This is a genomic window from Achromobacter sp. SX5, from assembly GCF_056711425.1.
Genome location: NZ_CM160041.1, coordinates 4,823,753 through 4,839,608 on the forward strand (window position 1 = coordinate 4,823,753; position 15,856 = coordinate 4,839,608).

14 protein-coding genes and 1 pseudogene are annotated in these 15,856 nt (G+C 68.9%); 12 read left to right on the forward strand and 3 right to left on the reverse strand.

All coding sequences use genetic code 11. The features are described from left to right. Positions 1 to 13 precede the first annotated feature (13 nt). The 3 genes from AC1M14_RS22570 to AC1M14_RS22580 are packed head-to-tail and all read left to right on the forward strand — an operon-like array spanning position 14 to position 3,559. A complete protein-coding gene (locus AC1M14_RS22570) occupies positions 14 to 1,534 on the forward strand; it encodes a class I adenylate-forming enzyme family protein (RefSeq protein ID WP_479730500.1) in 1,521 nt (506 codons plus the stop codon). A 54-nt stretch (positions 1,535 to 1,588) separates the two neighbouring features. Continuing rightward, positions 1,589 to 2,566: a Bug family tripartite tricarboxylate transporter substrate binding protein gene (locus AC1M14_RS22575; RefSeq protein ID WP_102775488.1), complete on the forward strand. Its 978-nt coding sequence runs from the start codon at positions 1,589 to 1,591 to the stop codon at positions 2,564 to 2,566. Continuing rightward, complete coding sequence (locus AC1M14_RS22580; RefSeq protein ID WP_111826397.1) at positions 2,567 to 3,559, forward strand: NAD(P)H-dependent flavin oxidoreductase; 993 nt, start codon at positions 2,567 to 2,569, stop codon at positions 3,557 to 3,559. Here AC1M14_RS22580 and AC1M14_RS22585 read toward each other — a convergent pair. After that, entirely contained in the window at positions 3,525 to 4,421 is an 897-nt protein-coding gene (locus AC1M14_RS22585) for a LysR family transcriptional regulator (protein WP_102775486.1), read from the reverse strand. The two genes, AC1M14_RS22580 and AC1M14_RS22585, sit on opposite strands and share 35 nt — an antisense overlap. Before the next feature lie 134 nt (positions 4,422 to 4,555). Between AC1M14_RS22585 and AC1M14_RS22590 the strand changes: the two genes are divergently transcribed. From AC1M14_RS22590 to AC1M14_RS22600, 3 genes are read left to right on the forward strand one after another with little or no spacing between them, the layout of a single operon-like run. Further along, complete coding sequence (locus AC1M14_RS22590; protein ID WP_102775485.1) at positions 4,556 to 5,470, forward strand: SDR family NAD(P)-dependent oxidoreductase; 915 nt, start codon at positions 4,556 to 4,558, stop codon at positions 5,468 to 5,470. 7 nt (positions 5,471 to 5,477) lie between these two features. Further along, positions 5,478 to 6,338 carry a MaoC/PaaZ C-terminal domain-containing protein gene (locus tag AC1M14_RS22595; protein WP_479730501.1) on the forward strand — a complete coding sequence of 287 codons (861 nt, stop codon included), beginning with the start codon at positions 5,478 to 5,480 and terminating at the stop codon, positions 6,336 to 6,338. Beyond that, positions 6,335 to 7,567: a CaiB/BaiF CoA transferase family protein gene (locus tag AC1M14_RS22600; protein WP_209166237.1), complete on the forward strand. Its 1,233-nt coding sequence runs from the start codon at positions 6,335 to 6,337 to the stop codon at positions 7,565 to 7,567. Before AC1M14_RS22595 ends, AC1M14_RS22600 begins: the two co-directional genes overlap by 4 nt. Here the strand turns inward: AC1M14_RS22600 and AC1M14_RS22605 are convergent, their stop codons facing one another. Then, the gene (locus tag AC1M14_RS22605) at positions 7,568 to 9,091 is read right to left on the reverse strand and encodes a fumarate hydratase (RefSeq protein WP_111826394.1); all 1,524 of its coding nucleotides are present in this window, start codon (positions 9,089 to 9,091) and stop codon (positions 7,568 to 7,570) included. 42 nt (positions 9,092 to 9,133) lie between these two features. After that, positions 9,134 to 9,901 (reverse strand): crotonase/enoyl-CoA hydratase family protein, encoded by a 768-nt coding sequence (locus tag AC1M14_RS22610; RefSeq protein ID WP_102775481.1) that lies wholly within the window; start codon positions 9,899 to 9,901, stop codon positions 9,134 to 9,136. Between the two features lie 234 nt (positions 9,902 to 10,135). Here AC1M14_RS22610 and glyQ point away from each other — a divergent pair, with 234 nt between their 5' ends. The 6 genes and pseudogenes from glyQ (at position 10,136) to gloA (ending at position 15,851) form a co-directional block, all read left to right on the forward strand. Beyond that, positions 10,136 to 11,047: a glycine--tRNA ligase subunit alpha gene (gene glyQ, locus AC1M14_RS22615; protein WP_102775480.1), complete on the forward strand. Its 912-nt coding sequence runs from the start codon at positions 10,136 to 10,138 to the stop codon at positions 11,045 to 11,047. Then, on the forward strand, positions 11,048 to 13,186 hold the full coding sequence (gene glyS / locus AC1M14_RS22620) for a glycine--tRNA ligase subunit beta (protein ID WP_479730502.1): 2,139 nt from the start codon (positions 11,048 to 11,050) through the stop codon (positions 13,184 to 13,186). It abuts the gene before it with no gap. Next, positions 13,123 to 13,722 (forward strand): annotated as a pseudogene (gmhB, locus tag AC1M14_RS22625) (D-glycero-beta-D-manno-heptose 1,7-bisphosphate 7-phosphatase); the annotation flags it as partial. The gene glyS and the pseudogene gmhB, both read left to right, overlap by 64 nt. Before the next feature lie 4 nt (positions 13,723 to 13,726). Then, positions 13,727 to 14,455, forward strand: a complete 729-nt coding sequence (locus AC1M14_RS22630; protein WP_102775477.1) for a lysophospholipid acyltransferase family protein — start codon at positions 13,727 to 13,729, stop codon at positions 14,453 to 14,455. Then, positions 14,442 to 15,419, forward strand: coding sequence for a M48 family metallopeptidase (locus AC1M14_RS22635; RefSeq protein ID WP_102775476.1), 978 nt, complete (start codon positions 14,442 to 14,444; stop codon positions 15,417 to 15,419). Before AC1M14_RS22630 ends, AC1M14_RS22635 begins: the two co-directional genes overlap by 14 nt. A 36-nt stretch (positions 15,420 to 15,455) precedes the next feature. Next, positions 15,456 to 15,851 carry a lactoylglutathione lyase gene (gene gloA, locus AC1M14_RS22640; RefSeq protein WP_102775475.1) on the forward strand — a complete coding sequence of 132 codons (396 nt, stop codon included), beginning with the start codon at positions 15,456 to 15,458 and terminating at the stop codon, positions 15,849 to 15,851. The last annotated feature ends 5 nt before the right edge of the window (positions 15,852 to 15,856 follow it).

The following is a 15,856-nucleotide window of genomic DNA, read 5'->3' on the forward strand; positions in this document are numbered from 1 at the left end:
AACGATACGTCCCATGCCGCAGACTTCTCCCCACACCCGCATCCACCAATTGCTGGCGCAGCAGGCGAGCCGCCAGCCCGACGCCGTCCTGCTGTACGAGGAAGGCGGAGGCATCCTGAGCTACGCGCAATGCTGGCGGCGCGTGCAGGACGTCGCCGCCTGGCTGGCGCGCGAGGGCGTGCGGCCCGGCCACCGCGTCATGGTCGTGGGCGAAAACTGCAGCGCCATGATCGCGGCCCTGTTCGGCTGCAGCCTGGCCGGCGCCTGGCCGGTGGGCGTGAACGCCCGGCTGTCGGCGCGCGAGATCGACGCCATCGGCCGGCACGCGCAGCCGGAACTGACGCTCTACACCAGCGGCATCTCCCCGGCCGCGCGCGACCATGCCGACGCCGCCGGCGCCGATCAGGCCGATCCTGAAGTCTGGGGCCCCGGCATCCGGGCGCGGCGGGCCGCCGCGCCCACCGAGCCGGAGACGGGCGAGCAGGCCGAGGCCGTGGCCACCCTGATCTACACGTCCGGCACCACCGGCGCGCCCAAGGGCGTCATGGTGCCGCACCGGGGCCTGCTGCACTTCGCCCGGGTGTCGGCGGCCTCGCGCCGCCTGAGTCCGCAGGACATCGGCTACGCGGCGCTGCCCATGTCGCATATCTTCGGCATCGCCACGGTGCTGATGGCCACCGTGCAGGCCGGCGCCAGCCTCGTGCTGCGCAGCCGCTTCGATCCCGAGGACGCGTTCCGCGCGCTCGCCAGTCCGGGCATCAGCATCCTGCAGGGCGTGCCCACCATGTTCAGCCGCATGCTGGCCGCAGCCCCGCCCAAGGCCGCGCTGCGCGCGCCCGCGCTGCGCTACGTGTACACCGGCGGCGCGGCGCTGGACCCGACCCAGAAGCGCGACGTGGAACGCTATTTCGGCGTGCCCATGCACCACGGCTACGGCATCACCGAGTACGCCGGCTCCATGTTCATCACGCCGATCGACGCGCCGCGCGCCGACTGCTCCGCCGGCTACGCCGTCGACGGCGTGGAGCTGCGCATCGGCACGCCCGACAGCGGCGCGCCCCAGCCCGGCGAACGCGGCGACATCCTGATCCGCGGCCCCGGCGTGATGCTGGGCTACTACCGCAACCCGGCGCAGACGGCCCAGGCGCTGCTGCCCGGCGGCTGGCTGCATACCGGCGACATCGGCTATGTGGACGCCGACGGCGCGCTGTTCATCTCCGGGCGCTCCAAGGACCTGATCATCCGCTCCGGCTTCAACGTCTATCCGCTGGAAGTCGAGTCCGTGATCAACGCCTTTCCCGGCGTGCGCCTGTCCGCCGTGGTGGGCCGCGCCACTGCCGACCACAACGAGGAAGTCGTCGCCTTCGTCGAACCGCTGCCGGGCGCGACGCTCGACCTGCGGCTGCTGGCGCTGCACCTGCAGAACCAGCTGGCGCCGTACAAGCGGCCGGCGCAGATCATTCCGATCGACACGATTCCCACCACAGTCAGCGGCAAGATCCTGAAGCAGCCGCTGAGAGAAAGGCTGACGTAAGGCGGGCGCTACGCCACGCGGCACGACCGGCCACGCACACAAGGAGACATGAGCATGCGCATCAAGACCTTGTTCGCCGCGGCCGCCGCCGCGGCGACGATCGCCACCGGCCAGGCGGCCTGGGCCCAGTCCGCCTATCCCGACCGCCCTATCCGCCTGCTGGTGGGCTATTCCCCCGGCGGCCCCGTCGACACCACGGCGCGCGTGTTCGCCAAGTACCTGGGCGACAAGCTGGGCCAGCCCGTGGTGGTGGAGAACCGCGCCGGCGCCAGCGGCATGATCGCCTCGGACGCGACCGCCAAGGCGGCGCCGGACGGCTACATGCTGGGCTTCGCCGCCAGCCCCACGCTCACCATGTCGCCGCTGGTCCAGCGCAGCACGCTGTTCGACCCGCGCAAGGACTTCACGCTGATCGGTCTGGTGGTGGACTACGCCAACGTGCTGCTGATCGGCCCGCAGATCCCGGCCAAAAACGTGGGCGAACTGGTGAGCTATGCGCGCGCGCATCCGGACGCGGTCTCGTTCGGGTCGGCCGGCATCGGCGCCTCCAACCACCTGTCGGCCGAGCTGCTGAAATCGCAGGCCCAGGCGCCGATGCTGCACGTGCCCTATCGCGGCAATTCGCCCGCCATGATGGACGTGGTCAGCGGCAAGGTGACCTTTATGTTCGACATCACCAGCACCGCCATTCCGTTCATCAAGAGCGGCAAGGCGCGCGCGCTGGCGGTCACCTCGCGCACGCGCAACCCCGAGCTGCCGGACGTGCCCACGATGATGGAGGCCGGCATGAAGGACTACGAAGTGGTCGGCTGGTACGCGCTGGTCGGGCCCAGGAAACTGCCCGAGGCCGTATCCGGGCGGCTGACGCGCGCGCTGGCCGAGGTATCCGCCGATCCCGCGTTCCGCCAGGCCATGACCGACGGCGGCTACACCATCAACAACGGCGATTCCAAGGCATTGCAGGCTCGCATCGACCGCGAGTACGCCTTGTGGTCCGACGTGATCAAGACCGCCAACATTCAAGCAAACTAGATGACGAATCCCTCCTCGCTGCATGCCCAAACCCGTTTGCCGGTCATCGGCGCGCCGATGTTCCTGGTCTCCGGCCCCGAGCTGGTGATCGCGCAATGCGCCGCCGGCATCGTCGGAACGTTTCCGTCGCTCAACGCCCGGCCCCAGGAACAGCTGCACGCCTGGATCAGCCGCATCGAGGACGGGCTGGCCGCGCGGCGCCGCGCGGACCCGTCGGCCAGGGTGGCGCCGTACGGCGTGAACCTGATCGTCCATCCCAGCAATGCGCGCTGGGAAGGCGATCTGGCGATCTGCGCCGAGCGCAGGGTGCCTCTGGTGATCACGTCGCTGCATCCGCCCGAGGCCGTGGTGCGCGCCATGCACGCGCACGGCGGGCTGGTGTTCCATGACGTGACCACGGTGCGCCATGCCAAGCGCGCGCTGGCCGCCGGCGTGGACGGCCTGATCCTGGTGGCCGCCGGCGCCGGCGGCCATGCCGGCCAGGTCAACCCGATCGCGCTGGTCAACGAGATCCGCGCCTTCTACGACGGCCCGCTGGCGCTGTCGGGCTGCATCAGCCACGGCAAGGACATCCTGGCCGCGCAGGTGATGGGCTGCGATTTCGCCTACATGGGAACGCGCTTCATCGCCACGCAGGAATCGCTGGCCGGCGACGCCTACCGCGAGATGGTGCTGCAGGCGCAGGCCGCCGACGTGGTCTACACGCCGTATTTTTCCGGAGTGCCGGCGAACTACCTGGCGGCCAGCATCCAGGCCACGGGTCTGGACCCGGCTGCGCTTGCCGGCGCCGGCGCGGACCGCGAGCCGAACCTGGACAAGAGCTCACGGCCCAAGGCCTGGAAGGACGTGTGGAGCGCGGGCCAGGGAGTCGGCGCGGCGCAGGAGATTCTGCCGGTGGAGACGCTGGTGGATCAGCTGGCGGCGGAGTACCGGGAGGCCTTGCTGCGGGTTGGCGCGCCTACGCCTGCGCCGCCCGCTGCAGATGCTCGATGAAGCGCTCCGCGAAACTCGGCAGGTCGCGGCCGCGCTGGCGGCATAGCAGGCGGTCGCGCAGCGCCCAGGGGTCCTCCAGCCGGAGCACGTGCAGCGCGTCCGCGCGGCTGTAGCGCGCGACGCAGGCGCGCGGCACCACGGCGATGCCGGCGCCGGCTTCGACCATGCGGCACACCGCCTCGAAGCTGCCCACGTGCACGCGCTGGCACAGGCGTTTGCCCAGGCCGCTGGCGATGTCTTCGAGAAAGCTCTGGATGGCGCTGTTGGGATGGATGCCGACGAACTGGTAGTTGTCCACCAGGTCCACGAAATGCGCCGACGCCTGCGCGGCCAGCGGATGGTCCAGCGCCGTCACCACGGTGAGCTCGTCGCGGAACAGCGGCGTGACGTCCAGCCCTTCGACGTCGATATTGCCGGCCACCAGGCCCAGGTCGCCGGCGCCCGCGCGGATCGCGATGACGATGTCGCCCGAGATCTTCTCTTCCAGCTCCACGTCCACGTCCGGGTTCTCGGCCAGGAACGTGGAGAGCGCGTCGGCCAGGAAGGAATTGGTGGCGGTGGTGTTGGCCAGCAGGCGCAGACGCCCTTTGAGGCCGCTTGCGTAGGGCTGCAGGTCGGCGTTCAGGCATTCGAGCTGGCGGAAGATGGCGTTGGCGTGCTTGAGCAGCACTTCGCCGGCCGGAGTCAGCGCCACGCCCGTGGCCATGCGCACCAGCAGCCGGGCCTTGAAGGCTTCTTCCATGTTCTTGACCCGGGCGCTGGCGGCGGGCAGGGACAGAAAGGTGCGCTCGGCCGCGCGGGTCAGGTTGAGGGTCTCGCCTACGTTCAGAAACAAACGCAGGTCGGTCAGGTCATGTCTCATGTTCCACCACGCAGAAGGGGGGCATTTCTAATTTTGAATTCTGCGAATGCCGTCACGAATCTACCATGGGCCATGCCCGCAAACCAGAAGGGATGATGCGGAACTGTTTTCACATGGCACAGGAGTCAGCTTCAATGAGCGGTATCGTTTCCGGCAAGGTGGTGATCGTTACCGGCGCGGGCGGCGGCATCGGCCGCAGCATCGCGCTGGCCATGGCGCAGGCCGGCGCCAAGGTGGTCGTCAACGACATCGGCGTATCGCTGACGGGCGAAGGCGGCACGGAAGGCCCGGCGCAGGCGGTGGTCAGGGAGATCGTGGCGGCCGGCGGCCAGGCGGTGGCCAACACCGACAGCGTCGCCGCCTACGACAGCGCCAGCCGCTGCGTGCAGACCGCGATCGACGCGTACGGACGCATCGACGCGGTGGTCAACAACGCCGGCAACCTGCGCGACCGCGTCTTCCACAAGATGAGCGAAGAGGAATGGCGCCAGGTGCTGGACGTGCACCTGAACGGCTCGTTCTACATGAGCCGCGCCGCCGCCCCCTATTTCCGCGAACAGGAGTCCGGCGCGCTGGTGCACATGACGTCCACCTCCGGCCTGATCGGCAACTTCGGCCAGGCGAATTACGCGGCGGCCAAGCTCGGCATCGTCGCGCTGTCGAAGTCCATCGCGCTGGACATGGCGCGCTACAACGTGCGCTCGAACTGCATCGCGCCGTTCGCCTGGAGCCGCATGACCAGCTCGATTCCCGCCGAAACCGACGCGGAGAAGGCGCGCGTCGAGAAGCTCAAGAAAATGGAGGCCGGCAAGGTCGCGCCGCTGGCGGTCTACCTGGCCAGCGACGCGGCCCGCGAAGTCACGGCGCAGATCTTCGCGGTGCGCGCCAACGAGATCATGCTGATGAGCCAGCCGCGGCCGCTGCGCAGCGTGCACCACGGCGAGGGCTGGACGCCCGAACTGATCGCCGAAATCGCCGTGCCCGCGATGCGCAAGCACTTCTATGCGTTGGAGCGTTCGCCCGACGTGATCGACTGGGACCCCATCTGAGGCCGCCATGCCCCTGGACTATGCAACCGTGAAGAACTGGCGCTTCGACGAAGTGCGCCAGCGCTACGACGAGAAAGACGCCATGCTTTATGCGCTGGGCATCGGCCTGGGGCAGGACCCCGAGGACGCCGGCCAGCTGCGCTACGTCTACGAACAGGGCCTGCAGGCCTTTCCCACCATGAGCGTGGTGCTGGGCTATCCCGGCTTCTGGGTGCAGGACCCGCGCGCCGGCATCGACTGGGTCAAGGTGGTGCACGGCGAACAGCGCCTGACGCTGCACGCGCCGCTGCCGGCCAGCGGCGTGGTCGTCGGCAGGAGCCGCAACATCCACGTGATCGACAAGGGTGCGGACAAGGGCGCGCTCATCGTCACCGAACGCACGCTGCACGGCGAGGACGGCGCCTGCCTGGCGACCTTGCAGCAAAGCACTTTCTGCCGCGGCGACGGCGGCTTCGGCCAGGGCGACGCCGGCCCGCCGCCGCTTCCGGCCGCCCCGGACGGCGATCCGGACCTGCGCTGCGAGCTGCGCATCGCGCCCAACGCCGCGCTGCTGTATCGCCTGAACGCCGACCGCAATCCGCTGCATGCCGATCCGGAAGTGGCGCGCCGCGCCGGCTATCCGCGCCCCATCCTGCACGGGCTGTGCACCTACGGCATGGCGGCGCACGCCATCGTCAGGAGCTGCTGCGACTACGACGCCTCGCGCCTTGTCAGCCTGAACACGCGCTTCTCGGCGCCGGTCTATCCCGGCGAGACCCTGCAGTGCGACATCTGGCGCATGCCGGACGGGCAGATCCGCTTCCTGGCCCGCGCCCGCGAGCGCGACGTGGTGGTGCTGAGCAACGGCACCGCGGAGCTGCGGCCATGACGCGCGCTCCCGCCCTGGACGGCATCCGCGTGCTGGACCTTTCGCGCATCCTGGCCGGCCCCTGGTGCACGCAGAACCTGGCCGACCTGGGCGCCGACGTCATCAAGGTCGAGCGTCCGCGCGTGGGCGACGACACCCGCGCCTGGGGCCCGCCGTTCCTGAAGGATGGCGAGGGCCGCGACACCGAGGAATCCGCCTATTACCTCAGCGCCAACCGCAACAAGCGCTCGATCGAGGCCGACATGGCCACGCCCGCGGGCGCGGCGCTGATCCGCGAGCTGGCGACGGCCAGCGACATCCTGGTCGAGAATTTCAAGGTGGGCGGGCTGGCCAAGTACGGCCTGGACTACGCCAGCCTCAGGGAAATCAACCCGCGCCTGATCTATTGCTCGGTCACCGGCTTCGGCCAGGACGGCCCGTATGCCGGCCGTCCCGGCTATGACTTCATGATCCAGGGCCTGGGCGGCCTGATGAGCATCACCGGAGAACGCGACGACCTGCCCGGCGGCGGGCCGCAAAAGGCCGGCGTGGCGGTGACCGACATCATCACCGGCATGTACGCCACGGTGGCGATACTGGCCGCGCTCAACGAGCGCCATCGCAGCGGCCTGGGCCAGCACCTGGACATCGCGCTGTTCGACAGCCACGTGGCGATGCTGGCCAACCAGAACTCCAATTACTTCAACTCCGGCGTGGCGCCCTCGCGCGCCGGCAACGCGCACCAGAACGTGGTGCCCTACCAGGTGTTCGCCGCCAGCGACGGCCATCTGATCGTGGCCACCGGCAATGAATCGCAGTACCGCGCGTATTGCGCCGCCATCGGCGCGGCGGAGCTGGGCGACGATCCGCGTTTCGCCACCAACCGATTGCGCATCGCCAACCGCGAGCTGCTGGTCGGCATGCTGGCCGCGATCATGCGCCAGGGACGGCGCGACGAGTGGATCGCGAAACTGGAAGCCGCGGGCGTGCCCTGCGGCCCCATCAACGACATCGCGCAGGCTTTCGCGCATCCGCAGGCCGAGGCGCGGCAGCTGCGCCGCGACCTGCCGCATCCCGCGGGCGGACAGGCGGCCGTGACGGCCAGCCCGCTGCGCCTGTCGGAAACCCCGGTGCGGTACCGCAATGCGCCGCCGCTGCTGGGCGAACACACCGAGGAAGTGCTGCGCGACGTCCTGGGCAAATCGCCGCAGGACATCGCCGCATACCGCGCCGGGTTGAAGGCCCCGTAATTACGCCACGGCGACCGGGATCTTGCCGATCCGGGCCTGCCATTCCTTCGGTCCCGTCGTGTGGACCGAGGTGCCCTGGGCGTCGACCGCCACCGTCACCGGCATGTCCTTCACGTCGAACTCGTAGATGGCTTCCATGCCCAGGTCGGCGAAGCCCAGCACCTTGGCGCCGCGGATGGCCTTGGACACCAGGTAGGCCGCGCCGCCCACGGCCATCAGGTAGGCCGAGCCGTGCTTCTTGATGGCGTCGATGGCGACCGGGCCGCGCTCGGACTTGCCGATCATGGCGATCAGGCCGGTCTGCTCCAGCATCATGCCGGTGAACTTGTCCATGCGGGTGGCGGTGGTGGGGCCGGCCGGGCCGACCACTTCGTCGCGCACCGGATCGACCGGGCCGACGTAGTAGATGACGCGGTTGGTGAAGTCCACCGGCAGCGGCTCGCCCTTGGCCAGCATGTCCTGGATGCGCTTGTGCGCGGCGTCGCGGCCGGTCAGCATCTTGCCCGACAGCAGCAGGGTCTGGCCCGGCTTCCAGCTGGCCACTTCTTCCTTGGTCAGCGTGTTCAGATCCACCTGCCTGGACTTGTTGTAGTCGGGCGCCCAGTGCACTTCCGGCCATTCCGACAGGGCCGGCGGGTCGAGGCGCGCCGGGCCGGAGCCGTCCAGCTCGAAATGCGCGTGGCGGGTGGCGGCGCAGTTCGGGATCATGGCGACGGGCTTGGAGGCCGCGTGCGTGGGGAAGGTGTTGATCTTGACGTCCAGCACCGTGGTCAGGCCGCCCAGGCCCTGGGCGCCGATGCCCAGCGCGTTGACCTTTTCGTACAGCTCGATGCGCAGCTCTTCCAGCTTGCTCTGCGGGCCGCGCGCCAGCAGCTCGTACATGTCGATGTCTTCCATCAGCGACTGCTTGGCCATCAGCATGGCTTTTTCGGCGGTGCCGCCGACGCCGATGCCCAGCATGCCCGGCGGGCACCAGCCGGCGCCCATGGTCGGGACCGTCTTGAGCACCCAGTCCACCAGCGAGTCGCTGGGGTTGAGCATGGCGAACTTGGACTTGTTCTCGGAGCCGCCGCCCTTGGAGGCCAGCTGCACGTCGACCTTGTCGCCCGGGACCAGTTCGACGTGCAGGATACAGGGCGTGTTGTCGCGGGTGTTCTTGCGCGTGAAGAGCGGGTCTTCCAGCACGGAGGCGCGCAGCGGATTGTCCGGGTTCAGGTAGCCGCGGCGCACGCCTTCGTCGCACAGTTCCTGCAGGGTGCGCTTGGTGTCGAAGCGCACGTCCATGCCGACCTTCAGGAACACGTTGACGATGCCGGTGTCCTGGCACAGCGGACGCTTGCCTTCGGCGCACATGCGCGAGTTGGTCAGGATCTGGGCCATCGCGTCGCGCGCTGCCGGGCTTTCCTCGCGCTCGTAGGCGCGGGCCAGATGGCGGATGTAGTCCACCGGATGGTAGTAGCTGATGAACTGGATCCCGTCGGCGATCGACTGGATGAAGTCTTCTTCTTTGATGATGACGGACATGGCTATATACGGGCTAAAGAAAATAACGAAAAGAAGAGGGGCTCATTTCCCCTGCCAGACCGGCTTGCGCTTCTCGGCGAAAGCCGTGGCGCCTTCCTTGGCGTCGGCCGAGGTAAAGATGTGGGCGGCCAGCGGACGCTGGCGGTCGAACATTTCTTCCTGCGTCCAGTCGCCGGACTGCGACACGATGCTCTTGGCGGTCTGCACCGACAAGGGACCGTTCTCGACGATGGTGCGGGCCAGCTCCAGCGCGCCGGCCAGGGCGCCGCCCGGCTCGGTCAGGCGGTTCACCAGGCCGAAGGCGTGGGCGCGCTCGGCCGTGAACATGTCGCCGGTCAGGATGACCTCCATGGCGATATGGTACGGCAGGCGGCGCGGCAGGCGCAGCATGCCGCCGGCGCCGGCCACCAGGCCGCGCTTGACTTCAGGCAGACCGAACTTGGCGTTGTTGGCGGCCACGATCAGGTCCGAGGCCAGGGTCAGCTCGCAGCCCCCGGCCAGCGCGTAGCCTTCGACCGCGGCGATCAGCGGCTTCTTGGGCGGGCGTTCGGCCAGGCCGCCGAAACCGCGGCCGTCCACGTAGGGGCGCTGGCCGGTGGCGGCGAAGGCCTTGAGGTCCATGCCCGAGCAGAACGTGCCCCCGGCGCCGGTCAGGATGCCGATGCGGATGTCGTCGCTGCCGTCGAGCTGGTCCAGCGCCGCGGCCAGGGCCTGCGCGGTTTCCAGGTTGATGGCGTTCTTGGCCTCGGGACGGTTGATCGTGATGATCTGGATGCCGTCGGTGACTTCTACCTTGATCAGGTCGGACATGAGGGGCTGCTCCTTTTTCGGGATTCCGAGGAATCGGGTTCCTGGCTTTTATATAAGACTTGGCTCAACCCGGAATCATACGACCATTGGTTGACCCCTGCTTCCGGCCCCGCGCGGGCAGGAATGTAACCGTCCATGCGCCGCCCGCCGGCGGCCCGGCCCGGCGCCAGTTAAAATGCCAGGTTTCCCACGCCCAGGGCAGGCCTTGCCCGGCGGCCGAATTCCAAGAATCCTATGCTCACCTTTCAGCAAATCATCCTTACGCTCCAGGAATACTGGGACAAGCAGGGTTGCGCCCTGCTGCAACCCTACGACATGGAAGTCGGCGCCGGCACCTCGCACACCGCCACGTTCCTGCGCGCGATCGGCCCGGAACCCTGGCGCGCCGCCTACGTGCAGCCCTCGCGCCGTCCCAAGGACGGGCGCTACGGCGAAAACCCCAACCGCCTGCAGCACTATTACCAATACCAGGTCGTGCTGAAGCCGGCGCCGCCCGAAATCCTGGATCTGTACATCGGTTCGCTCAAGGCGCTGGGCATCGACCCCGCGCAGCACGACATCCGCTTCGTCGAGGACGACTGGGAAAACCCCACGCTGGGCGCCTGGGGCCTGGGCTGGGAAGTCTGGCTCAACGGCATGGAAGTCACGCAATTCACGTACTTCCAGCAGGTGGGTGGCCTGGACTGCACCCCGACCACCGGTGAAATCACCTACGGCCTGGAACGCCTGGCCATGTACCTGCAGGACGTGCAAAGCGTGTACGACCTGGTCTGGACCGAAGGCGCCAACGGCAACCGCGTGCTGTACCGCGACGTGTTCCACCAGAACGAGGTGGAGCAGTCCACCTACAACTTCGAGCACTCCTCGGCCGAGATGCTGTTCGCGCACTTCAACGACTACGAAGCCGAGGCCAAGCGCCTGATGGACGTGCCGCTGGCGCTGCCGGCCTATGAGGCCGCGCTGAAAGCCGCCCACACCTTCAACATGCTGGACGCGCGCGGCGCGATCAGCGTGACCGAGCGCGCCGCCTACATCGGCCGCATCCGCAACCTGTCGCGCGCCGTCGCACAGGCCTATTACGATTCCCGCGAACGACTGGGCTTTCCCATGCTGGGCCGCGACAAGGCCGCCGGGGAGGCAGCATAAATGACGACGAACATCCGCCCGCTGCTGGTCGAACTGCTGACCGAAGAACTTCCGCCCAAGGCCCTGCAAAAGCTGGGCCAGGCCTTTGCCGAAGGCGTGCGCGCCACGCTCGAACGCCACGGCCTGCTGGCCGAGGGCTGCGCCGCGACCGCCTACGCCACGCCGCGCCGCCTGGCCGTGCATCTGTCGGCCGTGCTGGCGCAGGCGCCCGACCAGCCCTACGCCGAAAAACTGATGCCGGTGAAGATCGGCCTGGCCGAAGACGGCAGCGCCACGCCCGCGCTGCAGAAGAAGCTGGCCGCCAAGGGCCTGGAGCACCTGGACGTCGCCAAGCTGGAACGCGAGTCCGACGGCAAGCAGGACTACCTGGTGGCCCGCGGCACGGCCCCCGGCGCGCAGCTGGCCGCCGGCCTGCAGGAAGGCCTGGACGCCGCCATCGACGGCCTGCCCATCCCCAAGGTCATGCGCTACCAGCTGGCCGACGGGGTCACCACCGTCAAGTTCGTGCGCCCGGCGCACGGGCTGGTGGCGCTGTTCGGCGCCGACGTGGTGCCGGTGTCGGCGCTGGGCCTGGCGGCCGGCCGCGAAACGTTGGGCCACCGCTTCATGAGCGCCGGCCCCGTTTCCTTTACCGACGCCGACGCCTACGCCGCCACGCTGGCCGAGCGCGGCAACGTGGTGGCCTCGTTCGAAGGCCGCCGCGACGAAATCGCGCGCCAGCTGCAGGACCACGCCGCCCGCCTGTCCGCCACCCTGGGCGACGACCCGGAAGTGGCGGCGCTGCTGGACGAAGTCACCGCGCTGGTCGAGCAGCCCACGGTCTACGTCGGCCAGTTCGAGGAACAGTTCCTGCAAGTGCCGCAGGAATGCCTGATCCTGACCATGCGGCTGAACCAGAAATACTTCCCGCTGTTCGATCCGGCCACCGGCCGCCTGACCCACCGTTTCCTGATCGTGAGCAATATGCGCACGGACGATCCGGTGAACATCATCGAAGGCAACCAGCGCGTGGTGCGCCCGCGCCTGGCCGACGCGCAGTTCTTCTTTGAGACCGACCGCAAGACGCCGCTGGCCGCGCGCGTCGAGCAGCTGGGCTCCATCGTCTACCACAACAAGCTGGGCACCCAGCTCGAACGCGTCGAGCGCGTGCGCGCCATCGCCCGCGGCGTGGCCGAAAAGCTGGGCGGCGACGTCGCCGCCGCCGACCGCGCCGCCCTGCTGGCCAAGGCCGACCTGGGCTCCAACATGGTGGGCGAATTCCCCGAGCTGCAGGGCGTCATGGGCGCGTACTACGCGGCGGGCGACGGCGAGCCCGACAGCGTGGTGCAGGCCCTGCGCAACCAGTACCGCAACCGCTACGACACGCCCGTCACGCAGGAGTCGCTGACCGCCGCCGTGCTGTTCATCGCCGAACGCGTGGAAACCCTGGTCGGCATCTGGGCCATCGGCCTGGCCCCCACCGGCGAGCGCGATCCGTTCGGCCTGCGCCGCGCGGCGCTCGGCCTGATCAGCGCGTTCGAGCAGCTGGCCGCGGGCGGCTGGCTGAAGATCAGCGCAGACGGTCCGCTGTCGCTGGACGGCCTGCTGGAACTGGCCGCAGGCACCTTCCCGGCCGGCAAGATCCCGGCCGGCACGCTGGCCGAGGTGCGCGCCTTTATCTACGAGCGCTATCGCAACCAGCTCATCAACGACTTCGACCGCAACGCGGTGGAAGCCGTGATCGCCCTGACCCCGCCGCTGCACCAGGCCGCCGAGCGCGTGCGCGCCGCCGCCGCGTTCGCGCAGCTGCCCGAGGCCGCCAGCCTGGCGGCCGCCAACAAGCGCATCGGCAACCTGCTGAAGAAGGCCGAAGGCGAGATCGGCGCGGTCGACGCGGCCACGCTGGCCGAGCCCGCCGAGAAAGCGCTGGCCGCCGCCGTGTCGGCGCTGCGCCCGCAGGCCGAGGCGCAGCTGGCCGCCGGCGACTTCGCCGGCAGCCTCAGCACGCTGGCGCAGGTGCGCGAGCCGGTGGACGCCTTTTTCGCCGACGTCATGGTCATGGCCGAAGACCCGGCCGTGCGCGCCAACCGGCTGGCCCTGCTGGCGCAGCTGCATGGCCTGATGAACCAGGTGGCAGACATTTCCAGGCTCGCACAGTGAAACTCATCATCCTCGACCGCGACGGCGTCATCAACCAGGACAGCGATGCGTTCGTCAAGAATCCCGACGAATGGATCGCCCTGCCCGGCAGCCTGCAGGCCATCGCCCGGCTAAACCAGGCCGGCTGGCGAGTGGTGGTCGCCACCAACCAGTCCGGGCTGGCGCGCGGCCTGTTCGACATGGACACGCTGACCGCCATCCACGCCAAGCTGCGCCGCGAACTGGCCGCCGTGGGCGGCGCCATCGACGCCATCTTCATGTGCCCGCACGGCCCCGACGACAACTGCAGCTGCCGCAAGCCGCGGCCGGGCATGTTCGAGCAGATCGGGCACCGCTACGACGTGGACCTGGCCGGCGTGCCGGCGGTGGGCGACTCGCTGCGCGACCTGCAGGCCTCGTCGGCGGCCGGCTGCTCGCCGTGGCTGGTGCTGACCGGCAACGGCAGGAAGGCGCTGGCCAAGGGCGGCCTGCCCGAGAACACGCGGGTGTGCGACGACCTGTCGGCCGTGGTCGACGCCCTGCTGCAGGACGCCTGACCCGATGGCCTGGCTCCGTTCGCTGCTGTACGCCCTGTTCCTGGCCGTCACGGTCATCCCCTACGCCTTCGCCTGCATCCTGTGGGCGCCGCTGCCGCTGCACTGGCGCTACAGGCTGACGGTGGGCTGGCCGCGCCTGGCCATCTGGGGCGCGCGCTTTTTCTGCGGCATCCGCTGGCAGGTCAAGGGCTGGGAAAACCTGCCCGACGGCCCGGCGGTGCTGCTGTCCAAGCACCAGTCCGCCTGGGAAACGCTGTTCTTCCCGGCCTATATGCCGCGCGAGGTCTGCTTCGTCTACAAGAAAGAACTGCACATGGTGCCGTTCTTCGGCTGGGGCCTGGCGCTGTTGCGCATGATCGCCATCGACCGCGCCAAAGGGCGCGACGCCTTCGAACAGGTGGTCAGGCAGGGCCAGACCCGCCTGGACGAAGGCCGCTGGCCGCTGCTGTTCCCGGAGGGCACCCGGGTCGCGCCCGGCAAGGTCGGCCGCTACAAGATGGGCGGCGCGCTGCTGGCCTCGCGCACCGGCGCCGTGGTCATCCCGGTGGCGCACAACGCCGGCGAATGCTGGCGGCGCAACGCCTTCGTAAAGCGTCCGGGTATGGTCACCCTGTCGATCGGACCCGCGATAGAATCCCAGGGACTCTCCCCCGAGGAACTGAACCAGAAGGTTCAGGACTGGATCGAAGGGGAAATGCGGCGTCTCAATCCTGAAAGGTATGTCCAGCCCTGACCAGCTAGAGCTCCTGTTCGACGTGCAGCCGCAAGGCGCGCCCGAAGGCGCCTCGCGGCCGCCCGCCGGACCCGCCGCGTCCGCGCCCAGGCCGGTCCCGCCCAAACCGCTCCACCCCGGCGCCCCGCAGCCTTCCGCTGCCGCCGGCGAGCCGCTGCTGACGCTGTCTCCCAACGCCGCCTCGCGCGTGCCCACGCCCTGCCCCGATCCGCTGCCGCCCGGCGCGCGCTGGCGCGAAGTCGCGACCGAGCAGCAGCCCATCGGCTTCGTGCTGCTGCGCTCGCGCCGCCGCAGCATCGGCTTCGTGGTCACGGACGACGGCTTGCGCGTCACCGCCCCCAACTGGGTCACGCTGGGGCAGGTCGACGACGCCGTGCGCGAAAAATCCCGCTGGATCCTCACCAAGCTGCGCGAATGGCATTCCCGCAAGCAGCAGCTGGCCATGGCGCACACCCGCTGGCAGCCCGGCGGCGAACTGCCCTACCTGGGCAAGCGCATCGTCATCGGCGTGGGCGGCGACAGCCGCCAGGCCTATCTGTCGGGCGACGCCGAGGCCCCCGAGGACGGCGACACGCTGTGGCTGGCGCTGCCTTCGTCGGCCGATCAGGGCCGCATCCGCGACGCCGCCCAGGCCTGGCTGCAGCAGCGGGCCGGCGCCTGGTTCGGCGCGCGCCTGGCCCATTTCCTGCAAATCAGCGGGCTGAAGATCCGCCGCTGGCGCCTGTCCTCGGCCGCCACGCGCTGGGGCTCGTGCACCAGCGACGGCAACATCATGCTCAACTGGCGCTTGATTCATTTCGCACCCGCCATCATCGATTACGTCATCGCGCACGAACTTGCCCATCTGCGCGAAATGAACCACAGTCAGGACTTCTGGCGCGAAGTGGGACAGATCCTGCCCGGCTTCGAAGACGCCAAGAAGATCCTGCGGCGCCACGATCCCGCGTCCCTCCCTCAGTTCTGAGGCGGCGCGCCTCTCCACCGTACAAGGAATATCTCCATGCGTATGCTCCACACCATGCTGCGAGTCGGCAACCTCGACAAATCCATCGACTTCTACACCAACGTGCTCGGCATGCGCGTGCTGCGCCGCAAGGACTATCCCGACGGCAAGTTCACGCTGGCCTTCGTGGGTTATCAAGACGAGTCCGAAGGCGCGGTCATCGAACTGACCCACAACTGGGACACCGACAAATACGACCTGGGCACCGGCTACGGCCACATCGCCCTGGAAGTGGACAACGCCTACGAGGCCTGTGAAAAGGTCAAGCAGAAAGGCGGCAAGGTCACGCGCGAGGCCGGCCCCATGAAGCACGGCAAGACCGTCATCGCCTTCGTCGAGGACCCTGACGGCTACAAGATCGAGTTCATCGAGAAGAAAGGCCGCGAAGACTGAGCGCC